At 45.4% G+C, this 19,684-nt stretch carries 17 protein-coding genes; 9 read left to right on the top strand and 8 right to left on the bottom strand.

Translation table 11 applies throughout. The annotated features are described in order from the left end of the window. The 7 genes from sfsA (at window position 1) to panC (ending at window position 5,920) form a co-directional block, all read left to right on the top strand. Window positions 1–729: a DNA/RNA nuclease SfsA gene (sfsA, locus tag V1U08_RS15055; protein ID WP_020333934.1), complete on the top strand. Its 729-nt coding sequence runs from the start codon at window positions 1–3 to the stop codon at window positions 727–729. Between the two features lie 124 nt (window positions 730–853). Continuing rightward, complete coding sequence (gene dksA / locus V1U08_RS15050) at window positions 854–1,300, top strand: RNA polymerase-binding protein DksA (RefSeq protein WP_014232932.1); 447 nt, start codon at window positions 854–856, stop codon at window positions 1,298–1,300. 76 nt (window positions 1,301–1,376) lie between these two features. After that, a complete protein-coding gene (gene gluQRS / locus V1U08_RS15045; protein ID WP_014232933.1) occupies window positions 1,377–2,240 on the top strand; it encodes a tRNA glutamyl-Q(34) synthetase GluQRS in 864 nt (287 codons plus the stop codon). A gap of 100 nt (window positions 2,241–2,340) precedes the next feature. After that, a complete protein-coding gene (pcnB, locus tag V1U08_RS15040) occupies window positions 2,341–3,705 on the top strand; it encodes a polynucleotide adenylyltransferase PcnB (RefSeq protein WP_065300178.1) in 1,365 nt (454 codons plus the stop codon). After that, window positions 3,702–4,187, top strand: coding sequence for a 2-amino-4-hydroxy-6-hydroxymethyldihydropteridine diphosphokinase (gene folK / locus V1U08_RS15035; RefSeq protein WP_065297357.1), 486 nt, complete (start codon window positions 3,702–3,704; stop codon window positions 4,185–4,187). The genes pcnB and folK overlap by 4 nt, the downstream gene beginning before the upstream one ends. Before the next feature lie 24 nt (window positions 4,188–4,211). After that, window positions 4,212–5,006, top strand: coding sequence for a 3-methyl-2-oxobutanoate hydroxymethyltransferase (gene panB, locus V1U08_RS15030; RefSeq protein ID WP_020333937.1), 795 nt, complete (start codon window positions 4,212–4,214; stop codon window positions 5,004–5,006). Window positions 5,007–5,017: 11 nt separating this feature from the next. Then, the gene (gene panC, locus V1U08_RS15025; RefSeq protein ID WP_268668701.1) at window positions 5,018–5,920 is read left to right on the top strand and encodes a pantoate--beta-alanine ligase; all 903 of its coding nucleotides are present in this window, start codon (window positions 5,018–5,020) and stop codon (window positions 5,918–5,920) included. Window positions 5,921–5,988: 68 nt separating this feature from the next. Here the strand turns inward: panC and V1U08_RS15020 are convergent, their stop codons facing one another. The 3 genes from V1U08_RS15020 to V1U08_RS15010 form a co-directional block, all read right to left on the bottom strand. Next, the gene (locus V1U08_RS15020) at window positions 5,989–6,759 is read right to left on the bottom strand and encodes an ABC transporter permease (protein WP_014232938.1); all 771 of its coding nucleotides are present in this window, start codon (window positions 6,757–6,759) and stop codon (window positions 5,989–5,991) included. A gap of 9 nt (window positions 6,760–6,768) precedes the next feature. After that, window positions 6,769–7,680: an ABC transporter ATP-binding protein gene (locus tag V1U08_RS15015; RefSeq protein WP_014232939.1), complete on the bottom strand. Its 912-nt coding sequence runs from the start codon at window positions 7,678–7,680 to the stop codon at window positions 6,769–6,771. 307 nt (window positions 7,681–7,987) lie between these two features. After that, window positions 7,988–9,658 carry a SulP family inorganic anion transporter gene (locus tag V1U08_RS15010; protein ID WP_014232940.1) on the bottom strand — a complete coding sequence of 557 codons (1,671 nt, stop codon included), beginning with the start codon at window positions 9,656–9,658 and terminating at the stop codon, window positions 7,988–7,990. A gap of 279 nt (window positions 9,659–9,937) precedes the next feature. Between V1U08_RS15010 and can the strand changes: the two genes are divergently transcribed. Further along, window positions 9,938–10,606 (top strand): carbonate dehydratase, encoded by a 669-nt coding sequence (gene can / locus V1U08_RS15005; RefSeq protein ID WP_014232941.1) that lies wholly within the window; start codon window positions 9,938–9,940, stop codon window positions 10,604–10,606. Between the two features lie 88 nt (window positions 10,607–10,694). Here the strand turns inward: can and hpt are convergent, their stop codons facing one another. After that, window positions 10,695–11,225, bottom strand: coding sequence for a hypoxanthine phosphoribosyltransferase (gene hpt, locus V1U08_RS15000; RefSeq protein ID WP_014232942.1), 531 nt, complete (start codon window positions 11,223–11,225; stop codon window positions 10,695–10,697). Between the two features lie 317 nt (window positions 11,226–11,542). Between hpt and V1U08_RS14995 the strand changes: the two genes are divergently transcribed. Next, window positions 11,543–12,157, top strand: coding sequence for a LuxR/HapR/OpaR family quorum-sensing transcriptional regulator (locus tag V1U08_RS14995; RefSeq protein WP_065300180.1), 615 nt, complete (start codon window positions 11,543–11,545; stop codon window positions 12,155–12,157). A gap of 123 nt (window positions 12,158–12,280) precedes the next feature. On the opposite strand, the gene lpdA is transcribed toward V1U08_RS14995, so the two are convergent. The 4 genes from lpdA to pdhR form a co-directional block, all read right to left on the bottom strand. After that, window positions 12,281–13,708, bottom strand: coding sequence for a dihydrolipoyl dehydrogenase (gene lpdA, locus V1U08_RS14990; RefSeq protein WP_014232944.1), 1,428 nt, complete (start codon window positions 13,706–13,708; stop codon window positions 12,281–12,283). Window positions 13,709–13,974: 266 nt separating this feature from the next. Then, window positions 13,975–15,864 carry a pyruvate dehydrogenase complex dihydrolipoyllysine-residue acetyltransferase gene (aceF, locus tag V1U08_RS14985; protein WP_065297359.1) on the bottom strand — a complete coding sequence of 630 codons (1,890 nt, stop codon included), beginning with the start codon at window positions 15,862–15,864 and terminating at the stop codon, window positions 13,975–13,977. Window positions 15,865–15,883: 19 nt separating this feature from the next. Further along, entirely contained in the window at window positions 15,884–18,544 is a 2,661-nt protein-coding gene (gene aceE, locus V1U08_RS14980) for a pyruvate dehydrogenase (acetyl-transferring), homodimeric type (protein ID WP_014232946.1), read from the bottom strand. A gap of 49 nt (window positions 18,545–18,593) precedes the next feature. Further along, window positions 18,594–19,361 (bottom strand): pyruvate dehydrogenase complex transcriptional repressor PdhR, encoded by a 768-nt coding sequence (pdhR, locus tag V1U08_RS14975; RefSeq protein WP_014232947.1) that lies wholly within the window; start codon window positions 19,359–19,361, stop codon window positions 18,594–18,596. Between the last annotated feature and the right edge of the window lie 323 nt (window positions 19,362–19,684).

Here is a 19,684-nt window from a genome sequence, read left to right as displayed (position 1 = left end):
ATGCATTTCGAACCCGCTTTAGAGTCAGCGACTCTACTTAAACGCTATAAACGCTTCCTTGCCGATATTGAGCTTGATAACGGTGAAATTCGCACCATCCATTGTGCCAACACAGGCGCAATGACTGGCTGTGCCACACCTGGTAATAAAGTTTGGTACTCGACATCCGATAACCCTAAGCGTAAATACCCTAATAGCTGGGAGCTCAGTGAAACCAAGCTCGGCCATCGAATTTGTATCAATACCGCGCGTGCCAACCAATTAGCGGTTGAGGCGATTGAAAATAACGTCATTTCAGAACTTTGCGGTTATGACACACTTCAAACTGAAGTGAAATATGGCAATGAAAATAGCCGAATTGATATCTTGCTCAGCGCAAGTGATAAACCAAAGTGTTATATAGAAGTGAAAAGCGTCACTCTTCTTGATGAAACTCACTCGGATGGGCAAGGATACTTCCCCGATGCAGTCACTACTCGAGGACAAAAGCATCTGAGAGAGCTCACAGAAATGGCACAAAATGGAAGTAGAGCCATACTTTTATTTACTGTTTTACATTCGGGTATTGAAAAAGTATCTGCGGCACACCATATAGACGCAAAATATTCACAATTACTCAAACAAGCACAAGACGCTGGAGTCGAAGTTCTCTGCTATAAAGCTGAACTAAGCAGTACTGACATATCGCTAATTTCCGCTGTTGATTTCATCAATTTAGAGAAAAAATGATGTTATCTTCACATTGACGATAAGATTGCAAATCAGTATTTGCCTGCACCGCCTCTTTTTGCTATAGATACCCGCCTTAAATAGACTGCGAAGCAGTTGACTAGGTGTAAGTAGGAGATGCTGTATGCCAGAATCAAAGAAAAAAACGATTGGCATCCTAGCCATTGCAGGCGTGGAGCCATATCAGGAAAAGCCTGGTGAAGAATACATGTCACCAGAGCAGGTTGAACACTTTACGAAAATCCTAACGGCTTGGCGTGATCAGCTAAGATCTGAAGTGGACCGTACTGTTCACCATATGCAGGATGAAGCAGCAAACTTCCCTGATCCAGTGGACCGCGCCTCTCAAGAGGAAGAGTTCAGCCTAGAACTGCGTAATCGTGATCGTGAGCGCCGTTTGATCAAGAAGATTGAAAAGACGTTAGACAAAATCGAAGAAGATGACTTCGGCTTTTGTGAGTCTTGTGGCGTAGAGATCGGCATTCGCCGTCTTGAAGCACGCCCAACTGCCGATCTTTGTATCGACTGTAAAACACTTGCAGAAATCAAAGAAAAGCAGATGCAAGGCTAATCACCACGCATTTTGATTATGGAAGGGAGCTCTGGCTCCCTTTTTGTTTTGGCTTATCTGTTCGAGATTCACACACATGACAAGCTATGTTGGCCGATTCGCCCCATCTCCTTCAGGGCCACTGCATTTTGGCTCACTGGTAGCCGCCCTTGGCAGTTATTTTCAGGCAAAAGCTAACCATGGATCATGGTTAGTTCGCATAGAAGACCTCGATCCTCCAAGGGAAATGCCCGGCGCAACACAAGCCATTCTGGAAGCACTGCAAGCTTACCAATTACATTGGGATGGCGAGGTGGTTTACCAGAGTCAGCGTCATCATCTCTACCAGGCTCAAATAGATACTTGGCTAGAAAATGGTGACGCGTATTATTGCCAGTGTACACGCAAGCAAATTAAGCAACATGGTGGGTTTTATCCGGGTACTTGCCGAGATAAAAACTTGAAAGAAGGCGCAATACGCCTAAAAATGACCAAACCTATCGCCAGTTTCTTCGACCTGAAACATGGAACTATTCAGATTCCAGAACAACTGGTTAATGAAGATTTCATTATTAAACGTCGAGATGGCTTATTTGCTTATAATCTTGCGGTAGTATTGGATGATATCGACCAAGGGGTCACTGAAGTTGTTCGTGGCGCAGATTTAATCGAACCGACTGGGCGCCAAATCAGCTTGTACCAAATTCTGGGGCAATCTGAAGTCAGTTACTTGCACTTACCATTGGCGATAGATGATAACGGCAATAAACTGTCGAAACAAAATCACGCGACGGCTATTGATATTGACAATCCGAAGCCAGCACTACTAAAAGCGATGACGTTTTTAGGCTTTGATATACCAGAAGAAATACGCGCCTCAGATATTACGAATATCCTTCGCTGGGGCAGCGAAAACTGGCAGTTAGAACAGCTACCAACAGAGATCGAAATCACAGCATGATTCTCAAATGGCGCTGTGTAGTGCTATCATTAGCCGCAAATCTGCCCGAGGGCACCAAAACTAACCAAAGCAAAATTGGATTAAACCCAGTTATTGCCAGATGCACATGAATACAAACGACTATACACCAAGCGAACCTGCCACAATCCCAGAGCTCGCTCTCAATGTAATAACTCGTGAAGAGCACAACATTTCGCGTAAGCAGATCAGTGACAATGCACTGAAGGTACTGTACCGCCTTAATGGTGCTGGTTTCGATGCTTTTCTTGTGGGTGGCGGGGTTCGAGATTTACTGCTTGGACAGAGACCAAAAGACTTTGATATTGCGACCAATGCAACACCAGAGCAAATAAAACAGCTATTCAGAAACTGCCGCTTGATTGGGCGTCGTTTCCGCTTGGCTCACATCATGTTTGGCCGAGACATCATTGAAGTCGCGACCTTCCGTGGTCACCATCAAGAACAGAAAAACAAAAGTATTTCTCAGCAATCAAAAGAAGGCATGCTGTTACGCGACAACGTGTACGGCACCATCGATGAAGATGCTGAACGTCGCGATTTCACGATCAACTCGATGTACTACAACATCGCAGATTACTCGATTCACGATTATGCTCGTGGTATCGAGGACTTAGAAGATCGTCTGATTCGCCTGATTGGTGATCCAGAAACTCGCTACCGTGAAGATCCGGTACGCATGCTGCGTGCGATTCGTTTCGCCGTTAAGCTCGACTTTGATATTGAAGAAGACACCGCAGCGCCAATCGAAGAAATGTCGACGCTATTGCGTGACATACCATCTGCACGTCTTTTCGAAGAATCTTTAAAGCTGTTACAGTCTGGTCAAGGTTTAGAAACCTATCACCTGCTGCGCGAATACAACTTATTCCAACAGCTTTTCCCGACGATTTCCGAGCACTTCACTGAAGACTACTCATCACACACCGAACAGATGCTCGATTTGGTCCTCGATTCTACAGATATGCGAATCGAAGAAGGCAAACGCATCAACCCTGCATTTATGTTCGCAGCGATGCTGTGGTATCCACTGTGTGCCGTTGCCGAGAAACTGATGGAACAACGCCATCTTGGTTACTACGATGCCATCATGGAAGCCAGTAACATCATCCTTGATGAGCAGGTTCGCACAATTGCGATCCCGCGACGTCACACTGCGACTATTCGCGAGATTTGGCAGCTGCAATTACGCCTGCCACGACGCAATGGTAAGCGCGCCTCACGCCTTATGGAATTAAACAAGTTCCGCGCGGGCTACGACTTTCTTGAAATGCGTGGCGAAATTGAAGGCGGAGAGACAGAGAAGCTTGCCAAGTGGTGGGAAACTTTCCAAAATGCAGGCCGAGAAATGCGCCAGGCAATGGCTGGTGATCTCGACGACCAAGCGCCGAAAGGCCAGCGTCGCCGTAAAACCTATCGCAAGAAAAAGAGTAAGCCGAAGTCATGATCACAGCGTACATTGCGGTAGGCAGCAACTTGGCTGATCCTGTCAGCCAAGCAAAACAAGCGATCGAAGCGCTAAAAACACTACCTGAATCAAAATTTGTTAAGGCTTCACAGCTTTACAGCAGCACGCCTATGGGGCCACAAAATCAGCCGGATTACATTAATGCGGTCGTGGCGATTCAAACCAATTTGACGCCTTTGCAACTGCTTGATTGCACCCAAGCTATCGAGCAAGTGCAAGGGCGTGTCCGTAAAGATGAACGTTGGGGGCCAAGAACGTTGGATCTCGACATTGTGCTTTACGGCAATGAGGTGATTAATTCCGAAAGACTGACCATTCCTCACTACGGAATGAAAGAGCGCGAGTTCGTGCTCTACCCTCTTGCGGAAATTGCACCAAGTTTACAACTCCCTGATGGGACCGAGGTCTCTTCACTACTGAATCAAGTAGATAGAAACGGCCTCAATATTTGGCAGTCATAGCCAACTCCTAGTAAGGATAAAACAATGAAAAAAATGACCATTAACGACCTTATTAAGTGCAAACAAGAAGGTCGTAAATTTGCTACTTCAACAGCTTACGATGCAAGTTTTGCCCAACTTTTTGAAAGCCAGGAAATGCCAGTTCTACTAGTGGGTGACTCACTAGGCATGGTGCTTCAGGGCGAAAACGATACGCTTCCAGTTACCGTAGAAGATATCGTATACCACACTCGCTGCGTTCGTGCTGGTAGCCCAAACTGTTTGCTGATGTCTGATATGCCATTCATGAGCTACGCAACGCCAGAGCAAGCCTGCGAAAATGCAGCAAAAATCATGCGTGCTGGCGCAAACATGGTGAAGATCGAAGGCGGTGATTGGTTAGTTGATACCGTTAAAATGCTTACTGAACGTGCGGTTCCTGTCTGTGCTCACCTGGGTCTGACGCCTCAGTCTGTAAACATCTTTGGTGGCTATAAAGTACAAGGTCGCGAGCAGGAAAACGCCGATCGCATGGTCAAAGACGCACTGGCGCTTCAAGAAGCGGGTGCTCAAATTATCCTACTAGAATGTGTTCCTGCAGCTTTAGCAGAACGCATCACTCAGTTGCTTGACGTACCAGTCATCGGTATCGGTGCCGGTAATGCGACTGACGGTCAAATTCTTGTCATGCATGATATGTTTGGTATTTCTGCCAACTACATGCCTAAATTCTCCAAAAACTTTCTTGCAGAAACAGGTGATATGCGCAAAGCCGTTGCAAAATACATGGAAGATGTTGCAAACGGTGTATTCCCAGACGATGCACATACCATTGCTTAGAGGATAAGTGAATGCAAACTTTTGCGGAAATTTCAGCGGTTCGTGAACAGGTAAAAACCTATAAGCGTGAAGGACGTAAAATCGCGTTTGTCCCAACCATGGGCAATCTTCATGACGGTCATTTAACACTTGTTCGTAAAGCTCGCGAATACGCTGATGTGGTTGTCGTAAGCATCTTTGTTAACCCGATGCAGTTTGAACGTGCCGACGATTTAAGTAACTACCCGCGAACATTGGATGAAGACCTCAGCAAGCTCTCCGCTGAAGGGGTTGAGCTAGTGTTCACTCCAACACCGGAGATTATCTACCCTGAAGGTTTAGATAAGCAGACTTTTGTCGATGTACCTGGTCTTTCGACCACTTTAGAAGGTGCCTCTCGTCCGGGTCACTTCCGCGGCGTGACGACTATCGTCAATAAGTTATTTAATATTGTCCAACCAGATCTGGCTTGTTTTGGCGAAAAAGACTTCCAGCAACTTGCTGTTATTCGCAAGATGGTTGATGACCTGGCAATGGATATTGAAATCGTAGGCGTACCGACTGTTCGTGAAATGGACGGGCTTGCGATGAGCTCTCGCAATGGTCTACTTACGCTTGATCAACGTCAGCGTGCTCCAGTGCTTGCACGTACCATGCGTTGGATTAGCAGTGCAATGCGTGGCGGGCGTGATGATTACGCTTCAATCATTGAAGATGCAAGTGATCAGCTCAGAGCGGCTGGGTTACATCCGGATGAAATATTTATCCGTGATGCTCGCACCTTAGATGTGATCACGGCAGACACAACACAAGCCGTTATTCTGATGTCAGCATTTTTAGGTAATGTTCGCCTGATCGACAATCAAACCGTCGATATGGTTATTGAAGCTAAAGATAATTCAGAATCAAGCGATGGCAAGTCAAATGATGCCTAGCAAGCAAAAGTAAAAACAAAAGGTCGACTTCGAGTCGACCTTTTTTGTTGTCACTTCATCGGTAAAGTTTAGGTGCGTAAACCTTTACCTTTGGTCACTAAGTAATGCGCCACGGCATACAGCAATACAACAAAAACCCCTAGTACACTAAACGATGTCACGATGCCCACATCCGATACGCCTAAAAATCCATAACGGAATGCGTTGACCATATAGACGATCGGATTGATTTTCGATACCCCTTGCCAAAATTCTGGTAGCAGACTGATCGAATAGAAAACCCCGCCTAAGTAGGTTAATGGCGTCAGGACAAACGTAGGGACAATAGAAATATCATCAAACGTCTTAGCAAATACAGCGTTGATTAATCCACCTAACGCAAAAACAACCGAAGTCATAAATACGGTCAGGAATATAATTCCCCAGTGATCCACATTCAAATCAACAAAGAATAGCGATACGAAAGTGACAAAGGTGCCAACCAACAAGCCTCGGGTAACTCCACCCATGACATAACCTGCAATAATGACATAGTTAGGAACCGGAGCCACAAGCAATTCTTCGATATTTTTTTGCATTTTTGCACTGAAAAATGACGAAGCAACGTTTGAATATGAGTTGGTAATGACCGACATCATGATTAAGCCAGGAACAATGTATTCCATATAGCTAAATCCGTTCATCTGACCGATACGCGAGCCAATAAGATTACCAAAGATGATGAAATATAAGCACATGGTAATTACTGGCGGGACTAAGGTTTGTACCCAAATACGCGTAAAGCGATTGATCTCTTTACCCAGCAAACTGACAAAAGCTGTCCAATAAATATGATACATACCGTTTCCTTAACTCTGCTCGCGAACAATACGGACAAACAACTCTTCCAAGCGGTTAGCCTTATTACGCATCGACAGTACTCTTACGCCTTGCTCAGTTAACTGAGTAAACACATGGTTCAAGCCTTCCGACTTCTCAAGCTCAATTTCTAGAGAGCCTTCTCTCAATGTTTGAGAAATGACGCCATCAAGAGGCTGAAGACAGCTTTCATTCTCAACGTCCAGGACAAACGTCTCGACTTGCAGTTTAGACAACAAGCCTTTCATAGTGGTGTTCTCAATCAGCTCTCCACGATTAATAATACCTATGTTGCGACAAAGCATTTCTGCTTCTTCAAGGTAGTGAGTGGTCAGAATAATCGTGATACCTTGAGCGTTAATCTTTTTAAGGAATTCCCACATTGAACGGCGCAATTCGATATCCACGCCAGCGGTTGGCTCATCCAGAATCAGCAATTTTGGTTCATGCATTAGCGCTCGGGCTATCATGAGTCGACGCTTCATACCACCTGATAGATTACGAGCAGCCTCTGAACGTTTATCCCAAAGGTCAAGTTGAGTCAGGTATTTCTGTGCACGCTCTTTTGCAACCGCTTTTGGTACGCCGTAATACCCTGCTTGTTGAATAACGATTTGCTCAACCGATTCAAATTGGTTGAAGTTGAACTCCTGAGGAACCAGACCTAAATTTTGTTTCGCTAATTCAAGGTCGGTGTCGATGTCATAACCAAAAACTTTGGTGGTTCCAGAAGTTTTGTTGACAAGCGAAGCGATAATACCGATTGTGGTTGATTTCCCTGCCCCGTTTGGGCCGAGAAGCGCGTAAAAGTCACCTTGTTTAACTTGTAGACTGATGCCTTTTAACGCCTCAAAGCCGCCTGCGTACGTTTTACGTAGCTGTTCGATTTCTAATGCGTACATAGCGTAGTTGATTGCCGTCTGTTGTAATTCGTGATTGCTGATACCAAGTGAGAGTATTTGAACGATTAAGAGCCGATGCCCCAGAAACATCTTTCGGTATTGCAGTGAAGGATTATTAGTTTATCGTTGAATAACGATGATTACAATTAAACCTTTCGATAAACTTGGACGCTTAATCCACAGTAAACCTATGGTTTCCTGAGCGTTGGAGAGTCGATAACAGAGTGAAATGAGTGTCTGGAACAGGCAGTGAGATAACGAGCTCTGCCAAAAGGCTTGGCAGAGCTGAAAATAGAAACTGGGTGAATTACGCAGTAATGCGTTGGTATTGTGCTTCCTCAACATGCGCAACTGCGGCGTTCAAAGCTTCATAGCGGAATCGATAAATGTTGGCAGCCGGAACCAGATCAATCACGTGGAACTTTTCTAGTTGTTCACGTGTACGTTGATTTGGGCACAACAGATACACTTCACAATTCGCATCCAGCGCATCTTTTATCGCGTTTTCCAGTGCTAACCCCACGGTCACATCAATCATTGGTACATCCGTAAGATCCAGAATCATCACTTCATAATCGGCAATACTTGAGTGCTGACGAGAAATCGCTTTTGATACGCTAAAGATCATTGGCCCGGAAAGGTAGAAGAACAGAACCGTGCCGTTGGCTCGATCCAATAGTCCTCTTTCACTGTCTGTTAGAGGCACATCATCTTCATCGGCATCACTAATGGCTTTAACTTGGCGCGCCTGCTCACGGCTCAGGCGTTCGATAATAATGATGTTGGAGATAAACACCCCAAGCCCGACCGCAACAATCAGATCGACGAAAACGGTCAGTAGCATCACCCCGTACATCACCGCCATGCCCGAAAAACTGACCTTGTGAGCACGTTGAATAAAGCTCCAGTCGAGAATATTAAATCCGACATACACCGCGATACCAGCCAGTACCGCCATTGGAATTGGCTCGGTCAGTCCGCCAGCAACCAACACGACTAATGCCAGCATCAGCGCACGTACCACACCAGATAACGGTGAGCGCGCACCAACCTGAATGTTGGTCACGGTTCCCATCGTCGCCCCCGCTCCCGGTAGCGCACCAAACAATCCGGAAATCATATTCGCTAAGCCCTGACCACGCAGTTCTTTATCAGAATCATGTTCTTTACGCGTAAGCGAGTCACCGATAACCGCCGTCAGTAGTGTATCGATGCAGCCAAGGGTACCTAGGACCAGCGCATCGATAACCATCTCAACAAACATGTCTGGATTAATGTGTGGCGCCACCAACGAAGGCAGGCCTGCTGGGATTTCACCAATACGGCGAATGTCATCCGTATCAAACAGCATCACCGACAATAAGGTTACAGCAACCAGTGCCACCAGCTGAGCAGGGACATACTTGCGATATTGTTTCGGGAAGAAAAACAGAATACCTAGCGTCAGCAAGCCTAAGAACAGCTCACTAAACTTCAGGTTAGAAATAGTTTCTGGTAATGCGGATAGTGTCCCTAGCACCCCACCTGAAGGCGCTGCGTGTCCCAGCAGAGGAGATAATTGCAGGATAATCAGTATGACACCAATGCCAGACATAAAGCCGGAAATCACACTGTAAGGCATTAAGGTAACGTATTTACCCAGCTTAAGTGTCCCTAGCAAAATCTGAAATGCACCAGCCATCATGACGACGGTAAACGTCATCGCCATCCCTGTTTCCGGATATTTCACCATCATGCTCGTCAATACAGCGGTCATAATGACGGTCATCGGCCCGGTCGGTTCTGATATCAGCGTATTAGAGCCACCAAACAGAGAAGCAAACAAACCCACCATGATCGCACCCCATAAACCAGCTTCTGCGCCAGCTCCTGAGGCGACACCAAATGCTAAAGCCAAAGGCAGCGAGATAATTGCCGTAGTGACACCACCAAAGATGTCCCCTTTGAAATTGATATCCTCAAATCGATTCCCGAACAACACTTAATTCCCTTGCATTAATATCAAACCAAACTCATCACTGTAACCAGTGACATTCTCCCTTAAACCATAACAATTTCATGGGCTTTGAAGGGAGATAAATAAACGAGCTCAATTGTACGAATTTATTGGTAAGAACACGTCAGATGAGTCCTGTCTGACGAATATTTAACGGGATCGAAATTGTAACATTGTGTATAGTTGAAATTCTGATCGCTTGCTATATTTGAACAGCTTAGCTATCAGTGCTTTTGTCATTTAAGGGAAGTTATTTGCAAGATGCCGGAAATTAAACAATTATTTGAGAATAATTCAAAATGGTCAGAAGAGATTAAGTCTGATCGCCCTGAATATTTCGCTAAGCTCGCAGAGGGCCAGAAACCCGATTTTCTTTGGATTGGTTGTTCAGACAGCCGCGTACCAGCAGAACGATTAACCGGCCTTTACTCAGGAGAGTTATTTGTTCACCGTAATGTTGCAAACCAAGTCATCCACACAGACCTAAACTGCCTTTCTGTTGTTCAATATGCCGTTGACGTTCTCAAAGTAAAACACATTATCGTATGTGGTCACTACGGTTGTGGCGGTGTTAACGCTGCGATTGATAATCCGCAACTCGGTTTGATCAATAACTGGTTATTGCACATTCGTGATATTTACTTCAAGCATCGCACCTATCTGGATCAAATGCCTCTGGAAGATCGTGCCGATAAACTAGGTGAACTTAACGTTGCCGAACAAGTTTATAACTTGGGTAATTCAACCATCATGCAAAATGCATGGGAGCGCGGACAAGACGTTGAGATTCACGGCTTTGTTTATGGTATTGAAGACGGCCGTTTAGAGTATCTGGGTATTCGCTCTAACTCTAAAGAAACCGTTGAAGAGTCGTACAAAACAGCCTTGTCGACGATTTTAAACTCCGAGAACAAGCTGCTGTGTCGTTAATACGACAAGTTGATTAAACAAAAAACGCCCATTTCGAAATGGGCGTTTTTTCTATCTGATTTTTTATAATCCGATAATGGACTTGTGCTTATTCTTGAGGCACAACTTTACCGATAAATGGTAAGTGGCGGTATTTCTGAGCGTAATCAATACCTACACCAACCACAAACTCATCCGGAATTTCAAAGCCAATCCAGTCAACTGGCACGTTCACTTCACGGCGAGATGGTTTATCCAACAAGGTACAGATTGCGATAGATTTTGGCTCACGCAGCGACAGGATCTCACGAATCTTGTTCAGCGTATTACCGGTATCGATAATGTCTTCAACAAGCAACACATCTTTGCCTTTGATATCGTCATCCAGATCTTTCAGGATACGAACATCACGTGAACTTTCCATCGTATTGCCGTAGCTTGAAGCCGTCATGAAATCGACTTGATGAGTCAGGTCAATGGCACGGGCTAAGTCGGCCATAAAAACAAATGAACCACGCAATAAGCCAACCAAAACCAGATCTTCGCTACCTTGGTAACGCTCAGTAATTTGCTTGCCTATTTCACGAACTCGATCCTGAACGACTTCCTCAGAAATCATGACTTCTACTGTATGTTTCATACTCTGCTCAATTTATTTGGTGGGTTAAGGTCAATCGCGCGCAAACGATCACCTAATCTTACGGCGCGTAGTGTATCACCACGTTCATTGTGTTGAAAGCCACAACCCTTTCCCGATTTTCTTGGGAGCGTAACCGTATTTTCGCCATATTATGACGAAAAGCATCAACAATCAGGGCATTACTGTCTACAAATTACACAACAAATGTTGACCTTGAGTATATGCACCATTACACTCATCACTTGCTTTAAGCAATTATTAAAATAATCAATTAGGGGGTTTTCCCCCCATTCAACGAAAATGGCAAGGTAAATATAATGGACTCAATTGCAAAGAGAGCCCGTACTAGGCTTTCCCCTATTAAGCGTAAACAACAACTCATGGAAATCGCGTTGGAAGTATTTGCGCGTCGCGGTATTGGCCGTGGTGGTCATGCGGATATCGCTGAAATCGCGCAGGTTTCTGTTGCTACCGTTTTTAACTACTTCCCAACTCGCGAAGATCTCGTTGATGAAGTGCTGAACCACGTTGTACGTCAGTTCTCGAACTTCCTTTCAGATAACATCGATCTAGACCTACACGCTCGTGACAATATTGCGAATATCACCAGCGCAATGATTGAGCTAGTCAATCAAGATTGCCACTGGCTGAAAGTATGGTTTGAGTGGAGCGCATCGACACGCGACGAAGTTTGGCCACTATTCGTGTCAACCAACCGCACCAACCAGCTGTTGGTACAGAACATGTTTATCAAAGCAATTGAGCGTGGTGAAATCTGTAACACGCATCAACCAGAACATTTGACTAACTTGTTCCACGGCATTTGCTACTCACTGTTTGTACAAGCAAACCGTTTTAAGGGTGAAGATGGGCTGAAAAACCTCGTAAGTTCATACCTTGATATGCTTTGTATTTACGATCGCAATCAGTAAGGTCTACACCAAAAATCATAAAGCCTGGCTTCTGCCTGGCTTTTTTGTATTTGAAACTTAGCTTTTAAAAACAAAAAACCGCTGAATGTTCAGCGGTTTTTATTATTTAATCAGTAAAGAAACTTACTTCTTCTTAACTGCTTTTTTGTTTGGAAGGTCAGTGATAGAACCTTCAAATACTTCAGCAGCTAGACCAACAGACTCGTGTAGAGTTGGGTGAGCGTGGATAGTCAGAGCGATATCTTCTGCATCACAACCCATCTCGATCGCAAGACCGATTTCGCCAAGTAGTTCACCACCGTTAGTACCAACGATAGCACCACCGATTACGCGGTGAGTTTCTTTGTCGAAGATTAGCTTAGTCATACCGTCTGAACAGTCAGATGCGATCGCACGACCTGATGCAGCCCATGGGAATGTTGCCACTTCGTACTTGATGCCTTCGTCTTTCGCTTCTTTCTCAGTCTTACCAACCCAAGCCACTTCTGGCTCAGTGTACGCGATTGAAGGGATAACTTTAGGGTCAAAGTAGTGCTTCTTACCAGAGATAACTTCAGCAGCTACGTGACCTTCATGCACACCTTTGTGAGCAAGCATTGGTTGACCAACGATATCACCGATCGCGAAGATGTGAGGAACGTTAGTACGCATTTGCTTATCAACGTTGATGAAGCCGCGCTCGTCGATTTCTAGACCCGCTTTTTCACCGTCGATCAGTTTGCCGTTTGGTACACGACCGATAGCAACAAGAACAGCATCGTAGCGCTCTGCTTCAGCAGGTGCTTTCTTACCTTCCATTGAAACGTAGATACCGTCTTCTTTCGCTTCAACTGCTGTTACTTTCGTTTCTAGCATTAGCTTGAACTTGTCTTTGATACGCTTGGTGTAAACCTTAACGATATCTTTGTCTGCTGCAGGGATTACCTGATCAAACATCTCAACAACTTCAACTTTAGAACCTAGAGAGTGGTAAACCGTACCCATTTCCAGACCGATGATACCACCACCCATGATAAGTAGTTTTTCTGGCACTTCTTTTAGTTCAAGAGCGTCAGTAGAATCCCAAATACGTGGGTCTTCATGCGGGATAAATGGCAGTTTGATTGGACGAGAACCAGCAGCAACGATTGCGTTGTCGAAGTTAACAACAGTTGACTCGCCTTCACCTTCTACAAGGATAGAGTTAGGACCAGTAAACTTACCGTAACCGTTAACTACAGTTACGTTACGCATCTTAGCCATGCCACCTAGGCCGCCAGTAAGTTGGTTAACAACTTTTTCTTTCCAGATGCGGATTTTGTTGATGTCAGTTTGCGGTTCACCAAATACAACGCCGTGATCAGCCATTGCTTTTGCTTCTTCAATTACTTTAGAAACGTGAAGAAGTGCTTTAGATGGGATACAACCCACGTTCAGACACACACCGCCAAGAGTGCTGTAACGTTCAACTAGTACAGTTTCAAGACCTAAATCCGCACAACGGAATGCTGCAGAGTAACCAGCAGGACCAGAACCAAGTACAACAACTTGGGCTTTAATTTCTTTGCTCATTTTGACCTCTTGTAGTCATTATCCCTAACAGGCTGAGTGATTTTTGATTCTTTTTGTTTAAGTAAGATTTTTTAAACAGTGACTTTCAGACCGCTAACAGTTTACAGAGATGTTAATGGCGTGAAAAGTAAATCAATTTAGCCTGTGAGCTAGACAACAATTCGATTGTGAAAACCCCATAGTGAATAAGGGCGATAACCAAATTGTTCAGTAATTATTATTAGCAGAGGCGGCTAAATTGCCGCCTCTCATACATCTAACTTCTATTAAAGAACTAGACGACGAATGTCAGATAGACATGAGTTTAGGTAAGTGATGAAACGCGCACCTTCCGCACCATCGATCACACGGTGGTCGTATGATAGAGACAGTGGAAGTTGTAGACGCGGTTCGAACTCTTTACCGTTCCATACCGGTTTCATCTCTGACTTAGATACACCTAGGATACCCACTTCTGGCGCGTTCACGATTGGAGTAAACGCAGTACCACCGATGCCGCCAAGGCTAGAGATAGTGAAACAGCCACCTTGCATGTCAGCCGCAGTTAGCTTACCAGCACGAGCTTTCTTAGAAACAGCCATTAGCTCTTCAGATAGCTCGTAGATGCCTTTCTTGTTCACGTCTTTAAATACAGGAACAACCAGACCGTTTGGTGTATCTACTGCGATACCAACGTTCACGTATTTCTTCAGGATTAGGCTCTCACCGTCTTCTGATAGAGAAGAGTTGAACGCAGGGAACGCTTCAAGTGCTTTAGCAACTGCTTTCATGATGAACACTAGTGGAGTGATCTTCATGCCAGTGTCTTTCTTCGCTTCAATCGCGTTTTGCTCTTTACGGAATGCTTCAAGAGCCGTGATGTCTGCGTTATCCCACTGTGTAACGTGCGGGATCATTACCCAGTTACGGTGTAGGTTAGCACCAGAGATCTTCTTAATGCGAGATAGAGGTTGAACTTCTGTCTCACCGAACTTGCTGAAGTCCACTTTTGGCCATGGTAGTAGACCAAGAGCTGCACCGTCGCCTTTGCCAGATGCTGCAGCACCAGACTCAAGACGCTTAAGCGCTTCTTTCACGTAGTTCTGAACGTCTTCTTTCAGGATACGGCTCTTACGACCAGAACCTTTAACCTTAGAAAGGTTTACGCCGAACTCACGAGCTAGACGACGAACAACTGGAGACGCGTGAGCGTACTCGTCGTTCTCTTTGAAATCGCCTGTCGCTGCTGGAGCTGCCGCCGCTGGAGCTTCTGCTTTAGGAGCCGCTGCTGCAGGTGCTGCCGCTTGAGCTGGAGCCGCTGCAGGAGCTGGAGCTGCGCCCGCCACTTCGAATACCATGATTAATGAGCCAGTAGACACTTTGTCGCCAGCTGCAATCTTGATTTCTTTAACAGTACCAGCGAATGGTGCAGGAACTTCCATAGAAGCTTTGTCGCCTTCTACAGTGATTAGAGATTGCTCTTCTTCCACTGTATCGCCAACTGCAACCATGATTTCAGTAACTTCTACTTCGTCGCCACCGATATCTGGAACGTTAACTTCTTTCGCTGCAGATGCTGCTGGAGCAGCTGCCGCTGGTGCTTCTACTGCCGCAGGAGCTGCTGCTGGAGCACCTGAACCTGCTACTTCGAATACCATGATTAGAGAGCCAGTCGATACTTTATCGCCTGCTGCTACTTTGATCTCTTTAAGCGTACCTGCGAATGGAGCAGGAACTTCCATAGAAGCTTTGTCGCCTTCTACAGTGATCAGAGATTGCTCTTCTTCGATGCTGTCGCCGATTGCTACCATGATTTCAGTAACTTCAACTTCGTCACCACCGATATCTGGTACGTGAACTTCTTTCAGTTCTGCCGCTGCTGCTGGAGCTGGAGCTGCTGCTGGAGCTGCTTCCGCCGCAGGAGCAGGTGCAGCTTCAGCTGCACCCTCGGCTTCGAAAATCATGATTAGAGAACCAGTAGAAACCTTGTCGCCTTCTGCAACTTTGATTTCTTTAACGATACCCGCTTGAGAAGCAGGAACTTCCATAGAAGCTTTATCGCCTTCAACAGTGATCAGAGACTGCTCTTCTTCAACCTTGTCGCCAACGCTTACAAGAATCTCAGTAACTTCAACCTCATCCGCACCGATATCTGGTACATTAATTTCGATTGCCATTTCTTATCTACCTTCTTAATTAAGCGTATAGCGGGTTTGTTTTTTCAGTGTCGATGTCGAATTTCTTAATTGCTTCAGCAATTACAGATTTCTCAACTTCGCCACGTTTCGCTAGTTCAGTTAGCGCTGCTACTACTACGTAACCTGCGTTCACTTCGAAGTGACGACGTAGGTTTTCACGGCTGTCTGAGCGACCGAAGCCATCAGTACCAAGAACTTTGAAAGATTCAGCAGGGATGAATGCACGAACCTGCTCTGCGTAGTTCTTCATGTAGTCAGTTGCTGCGATAGCTGGCTCAGTACCCATTACTGTTTGGATGTATGGTACTTGCGCTTCCGCTTCTGGGTGTAGCATGTTGTAACGCTCTGCCGCTTGACCGTCGCGAGTTACTTCGTTGAATGACGTTACAGAGTAAACGTCAGATGCAACACCGTACTCATCGCTAAGGATTTGAGCTGCTTTACGTACTTCGTTCATGATAGTACCAGAGCTCATGAGCTGAACTTTACCTTTAGAACCAGTGTAAGTTTCTAGTTTGTAGATACCCTTACGAATGCCTTCTTCAGCGCCTTCTGGCATTGCTGGCATTGCGTAGTTCTCGTTCATTAGCGTTAGGTAGTAGAACACGTTCTCTTGCTCACCGTACATGCGACGGATACCGTCTTGCATGATTACCGCTACTTCGTAAGCGAATGTCGGATCGTAAGAGATACAGTTAGGAACTGTACCCGCCATGATGTGCGAGTGACCATCTTCGTGCTGCAGACCTTCACCGTTCAGTGTAGTACGACCAGCAGTTGCACCTAGTAGGAAACCACGTGCTTGTTGGTCACCAGCCATCCACGCCATGTCGCCAACACGTTGGAAACCGAACATAGAGTAGTAGATGTAGAACGGAATCATTGGTAGGTCGTTTGTCGAGTATGAAGTTGCTGCTGCAACCCATGAAGACATAGCACCTAGCTCGTTGATACCTTCTTGTAGAACCTGACCTGAAGTCGCTTCTTTGTAGTAAGAAACAACGCCACGGTCTTCTGGTGTGTAAGTCTGGCCGTGCGGGTTGTAAATACCGATTTGACGGAATAGACCTTCCATACCGAATGTACGTGCTTCGTCAGCAATGATAGGAACGATGTTCTTACCAATGTTCTTGTTCTTAAGCAGAACGTTCAGTGAACGTACGAATGCCATAGTAGAAGAGATGTCACGCTTCTGCTCTTCTAGTAGAGGCTTGAATTCTTCTAGTTCAGGAACGATCAGTTCTTGAGTGAAGTTCGGTAGACGCTGAGGCGTGTAACCGTGTAGTGCTTTACGACGAGCGTGTAGGTATTCGTACTCTTTTGAACCTTCTTCAAGTTTCAGGTACGGAAGCTCTTTCACTGCTTCGTCAGTTAGAAGATCTTGTAGACCTAGACGATCACGTAGGTGTAGAACGTGAGTCATGTCCATCTTCTTAACTTGGTGCGCGATGTTCTTACCTTCAGCCGCTTCACCCATGCCGTAACCTTTAACAGTCTTAGCTAGGATAACCGTTGGACGGCCTTTAGTGTCTGCCGCGTTTTTGTATGCTGCGTATAGCTTAGAAGACTCGTGACCACCACGCTTAAGTGCGAAGATTTCGTCATCAGTCATATCAGCAACTAGTGCAGCTGTTTCTGGGTACTTACCAAAGAAGTGCTCACGTACGTATGCACCGTCTTTCGCTTTGAACGTTTGGTAATCGCCATCGATTGTTTCGTTCATAAGCTGTAGAAGCTTACCAGTGGTGTCTTTCGCTAGTAGAGAATCCCAGTTGTTACCCCAGATTACTTTTACTACGTTCCAGCCAGCACCTTTGAACAGACCTTCAAGTTCTTGAATGATCTTACCGTTACCCATTACAGGGCCGTCTAGACGCTGTAGGTTACAGTTGATTAGGAAACATAGGTTGTCTAGCTTCTCACGCGCAGCGAAAGAGATAGCACCACGTGATTCTGGCTCATCCATCTCACCGTCGCCTAGGAACGCGTAAACACGCTGCTCAGAAGTATCTTTCATGCCGCGGCCTTCAAGGTACTTAAGGAAACGAGCTTGGTAGATCGCAGAGATCGGACCTAGACCCATAGATACGGTTGGGAACTGCCAGAATTCAGGCATTAGTTTAGGGTGCGGGTATGATGGGATACCTTTACCATCTACTTCTTGACGGAAGTTGTCTAGCTGCTCTTCAGTTAGACGGCCTTCAACGAATGCGCGAGAGTAGATACCTGGAGAAATGTGACCTTGGTAGTAAACTAGGTCGCCACCATCCTTCTCGTTTGGAGCACGGAAGAAATGGTTGAAACATGTTTCGTAGAATGCAGCAGAAGACTGGAAAGACGCCATGTGGCCGCCTAGTTCTAGGTCTTTCTTCGATGCACGTAGAACAATCATGATTGCGTTCCAGCGAATGATGGAACGAATACGACGCTCAAGTGTTGTGTCACCTGGGTAAGCTGGTTCTTGATCTGCTGGAATCGTGTTGATGTAGTTCGTGGTGATTCCAGTTGGCATGTCAACACCGTCTAGACGTGCTTTATCTAGAACTTGCTCAAGTAGGAACTGAGCACGCTCTACGCCTTCTTCACGTACAACTGACTCAAGTGCTTGTAGCCATTCTTGAGTTTCCAGTGCATCTACGTCATGCTTCATATCAGACATGGCGATCTATCCTTCTGTTGGTTGGATCTATAAAACAAGCAAATCGTCTTTAAGAGTCATTGCCCTGTTGCATTCGACGTAAAGAGCGTTCACGACGAGACTCTTCTCTGGTCAAATCCAACAATGTTTCTTCAATATAAGCTAAGTGTGAATGTGACATCTCACGCGCCTTTTCTGGCTGACCAGATACAATCGCATCCACGATGTTAGCTCGGTGTTTACTTACTTTCTCGACCGCCTCAGGGCGGCGATGCAATAATTTAAAATTCTGTAGAATATTTTGCTCAAGCAAAGGTGCCAGGCTGCGCACAATATGCAGTAGTACTACGTTGTGAGCCGCTTCCGTTAAAGCAATTAAGAACTGCATTACTTCCGCCGATTCAGCTGCAACGTCATCATTGGATTGCGCTTGGCTGATTCGTTCAAGGCAGGCTTGAATTCGAGCAAAATCTTCTTCGGTACCACGAACGGCTGCAAAGTAAGCTGCAATACCTTCCATCGCGTGGCGCGTTTCCAGTAAATCCAGCTGAGTTTCAGAGTGACTAGACAATAAATTTAGCAGAGGATCGGAAAAACTTTTCCAGATGTTCTCACTAACAAAAGTGCCACCACCCTGACGGCGAGTAAGAAGACGCTTAGCTTCAAGGCGTTGAATTGCCTCACGGATCGACGGACGAGAAACATCAAACTGTTTTGCCAGTTCGCGCTCTGGTGGCAACTGCTGCCCCGGAGACAATGTTCCTTCCACAATCAACCTTTCTAACTCTTGTTCAATAACATCAGAGAGCTTTGGCTGACGAATCCTTTGATAAGCCATAATTTATTATTCTTCTACTCTTGCAGGTAATTGGTAATACCAATTTTAAGTTGGTGCAGAAATTAACATAATTAAAACGTCACTGTCCAGCCAAAAATTGACCTAAATCATAGAACGGGCCTAGCAAAAACACTCTGATAACAATTGACGGTTAAAACAGCAATAAAATTGGTCTTACCAATTACAATAACAAAACAAGTGGGGAAATGACGTGCTGAGCATTTTGAAAGTAAAAGCATAAAATGACAAAAAGATCAGGGCAAATATCGGCCACTTCCCTCGCTGTACACACAAAAATGTAGTTAATTTTCAACAAAAGTAAT

It is taken from the genome of Vibrio sp. YYF0003 (genome assembly GCF_036350715.1).
Taxonomy (GTDB): Bacteria; Pseudomonadota; Gammaproteobacteria; order Enterobacterales; family Vibrionaceae; genus Vibrio; species Vibrio natriegens.
This window is presented reverse-complemented; position numbering and strand designations above follow the sequence as displayed.

Excerpts from the sequence above, each read along its gene's own strand:
- sfsA (WP_020333934.1), top strand. The coding sequence starts at position 1 with ATGCATTTCGAACCCGCTTTAGAGTCAGCGACTCTACTTAAACGCTAT.
- dksA (WP_014232932.1), top strand. The coding sequence starts at position 854 with ATGCCAGAATCAAAGAAAAAAACGATTGGCATCCTAGCCATTGCAGGC.
- gluQRS (WP_014232933.1), top strand. The coding sequence starts at position 1,377 with ATGACAAGCTATGTTGGCCGATTCGCCCCATCTCCTTCAGGGCCACTG.
- pcnB (WP_065300178.1), top strand. The coding sequence starts at position 2,341 with ATGCACATGAATACAAACGACTATACACCAAGCGAACCTGCCACAATC.
- folK (WP_065297357.1), top strand. The coding sequence starts at position 3,702 with ATGATCACAGCGTACATTGCGGTAGGCAGCAACTTGGCTGATCCTGTC.
- panB (WP_020333937.1), top strand. The coding sequence starts at position 4,212 with ATGAAAAAAATGACCATTAACGACCTTATTAAGTGCAAACAAGAAGGT.
- panC (WP_268668701.1), top strand. The coding sequence starts at position 5,018 with ATGCAAACTTTTGCGGAAATTTCAGCGGTTCGTGAACAGGTAAAAACC.
- V1U08_RS15020 (WP_014232938.1), bottom strand. The coding sequence starts at position 6,759 with ATGTATCATATTTATTGGACAGCTTTTGTCAGTTTGCTGGGTAAAGAG.
- V1U08_RS15015 (WP_014232939.1), bottom strand. The coding sequence starts at position 7,680 with ATGTACGCATTAGAAATCGAACAGCTACGTAAAACGTACGCAGGCGGC.
- can (WP_014232941.1), top strand. The coding sequence starts at position 9,938 with ATGCCGGAAATTAAACAATTATTTGAGAATAATTCAAAATGGTCAGAA.
- hpt (WP_014232942.1), bottom strand. The coding sequence starts at position 11,225 with ATGAAACATACAGTAGAAGTCATGATTTCTGAGGAAGTCGTTCAGGAT.
- V1U08_RS14995 (WP_065300180.1), top strand. The coding sequence starts at position 11,543 with ATGGACTCAATTGCAAAGAGAGCCCGTACTAGGCTTTCCCCTATTAAG.
- lpdA (WP_014232944.1), bottom strand. The coding sequence starts at position 13,708 with ATGAGCAAAGAAATTAAAGCCCAAGTTGTTGTACTTGGTTCTGGTCCT.
- aceF (WP_065297359.1), bottom strand. The coding sequence starts at position 15,864 with ATGGCAATCGAAATTAATGTACCAGATATCGGTGCGGATGAGGTTGAA.
- aceE (WP_014232946.1), bottom strand. The coding sequence starts at position 18,544 with ATGTCTGATATGAAGCATGACGTAGATGCACTGGAAACTCAAGAATGG.
- pdhR (WP_014232947.1), bottom strand. The coding sequence starts at position 19,361 with ATGGCTTATCAAAGGATTCGTCAGCCAAAGCTCTCTGATGTTATTGAA.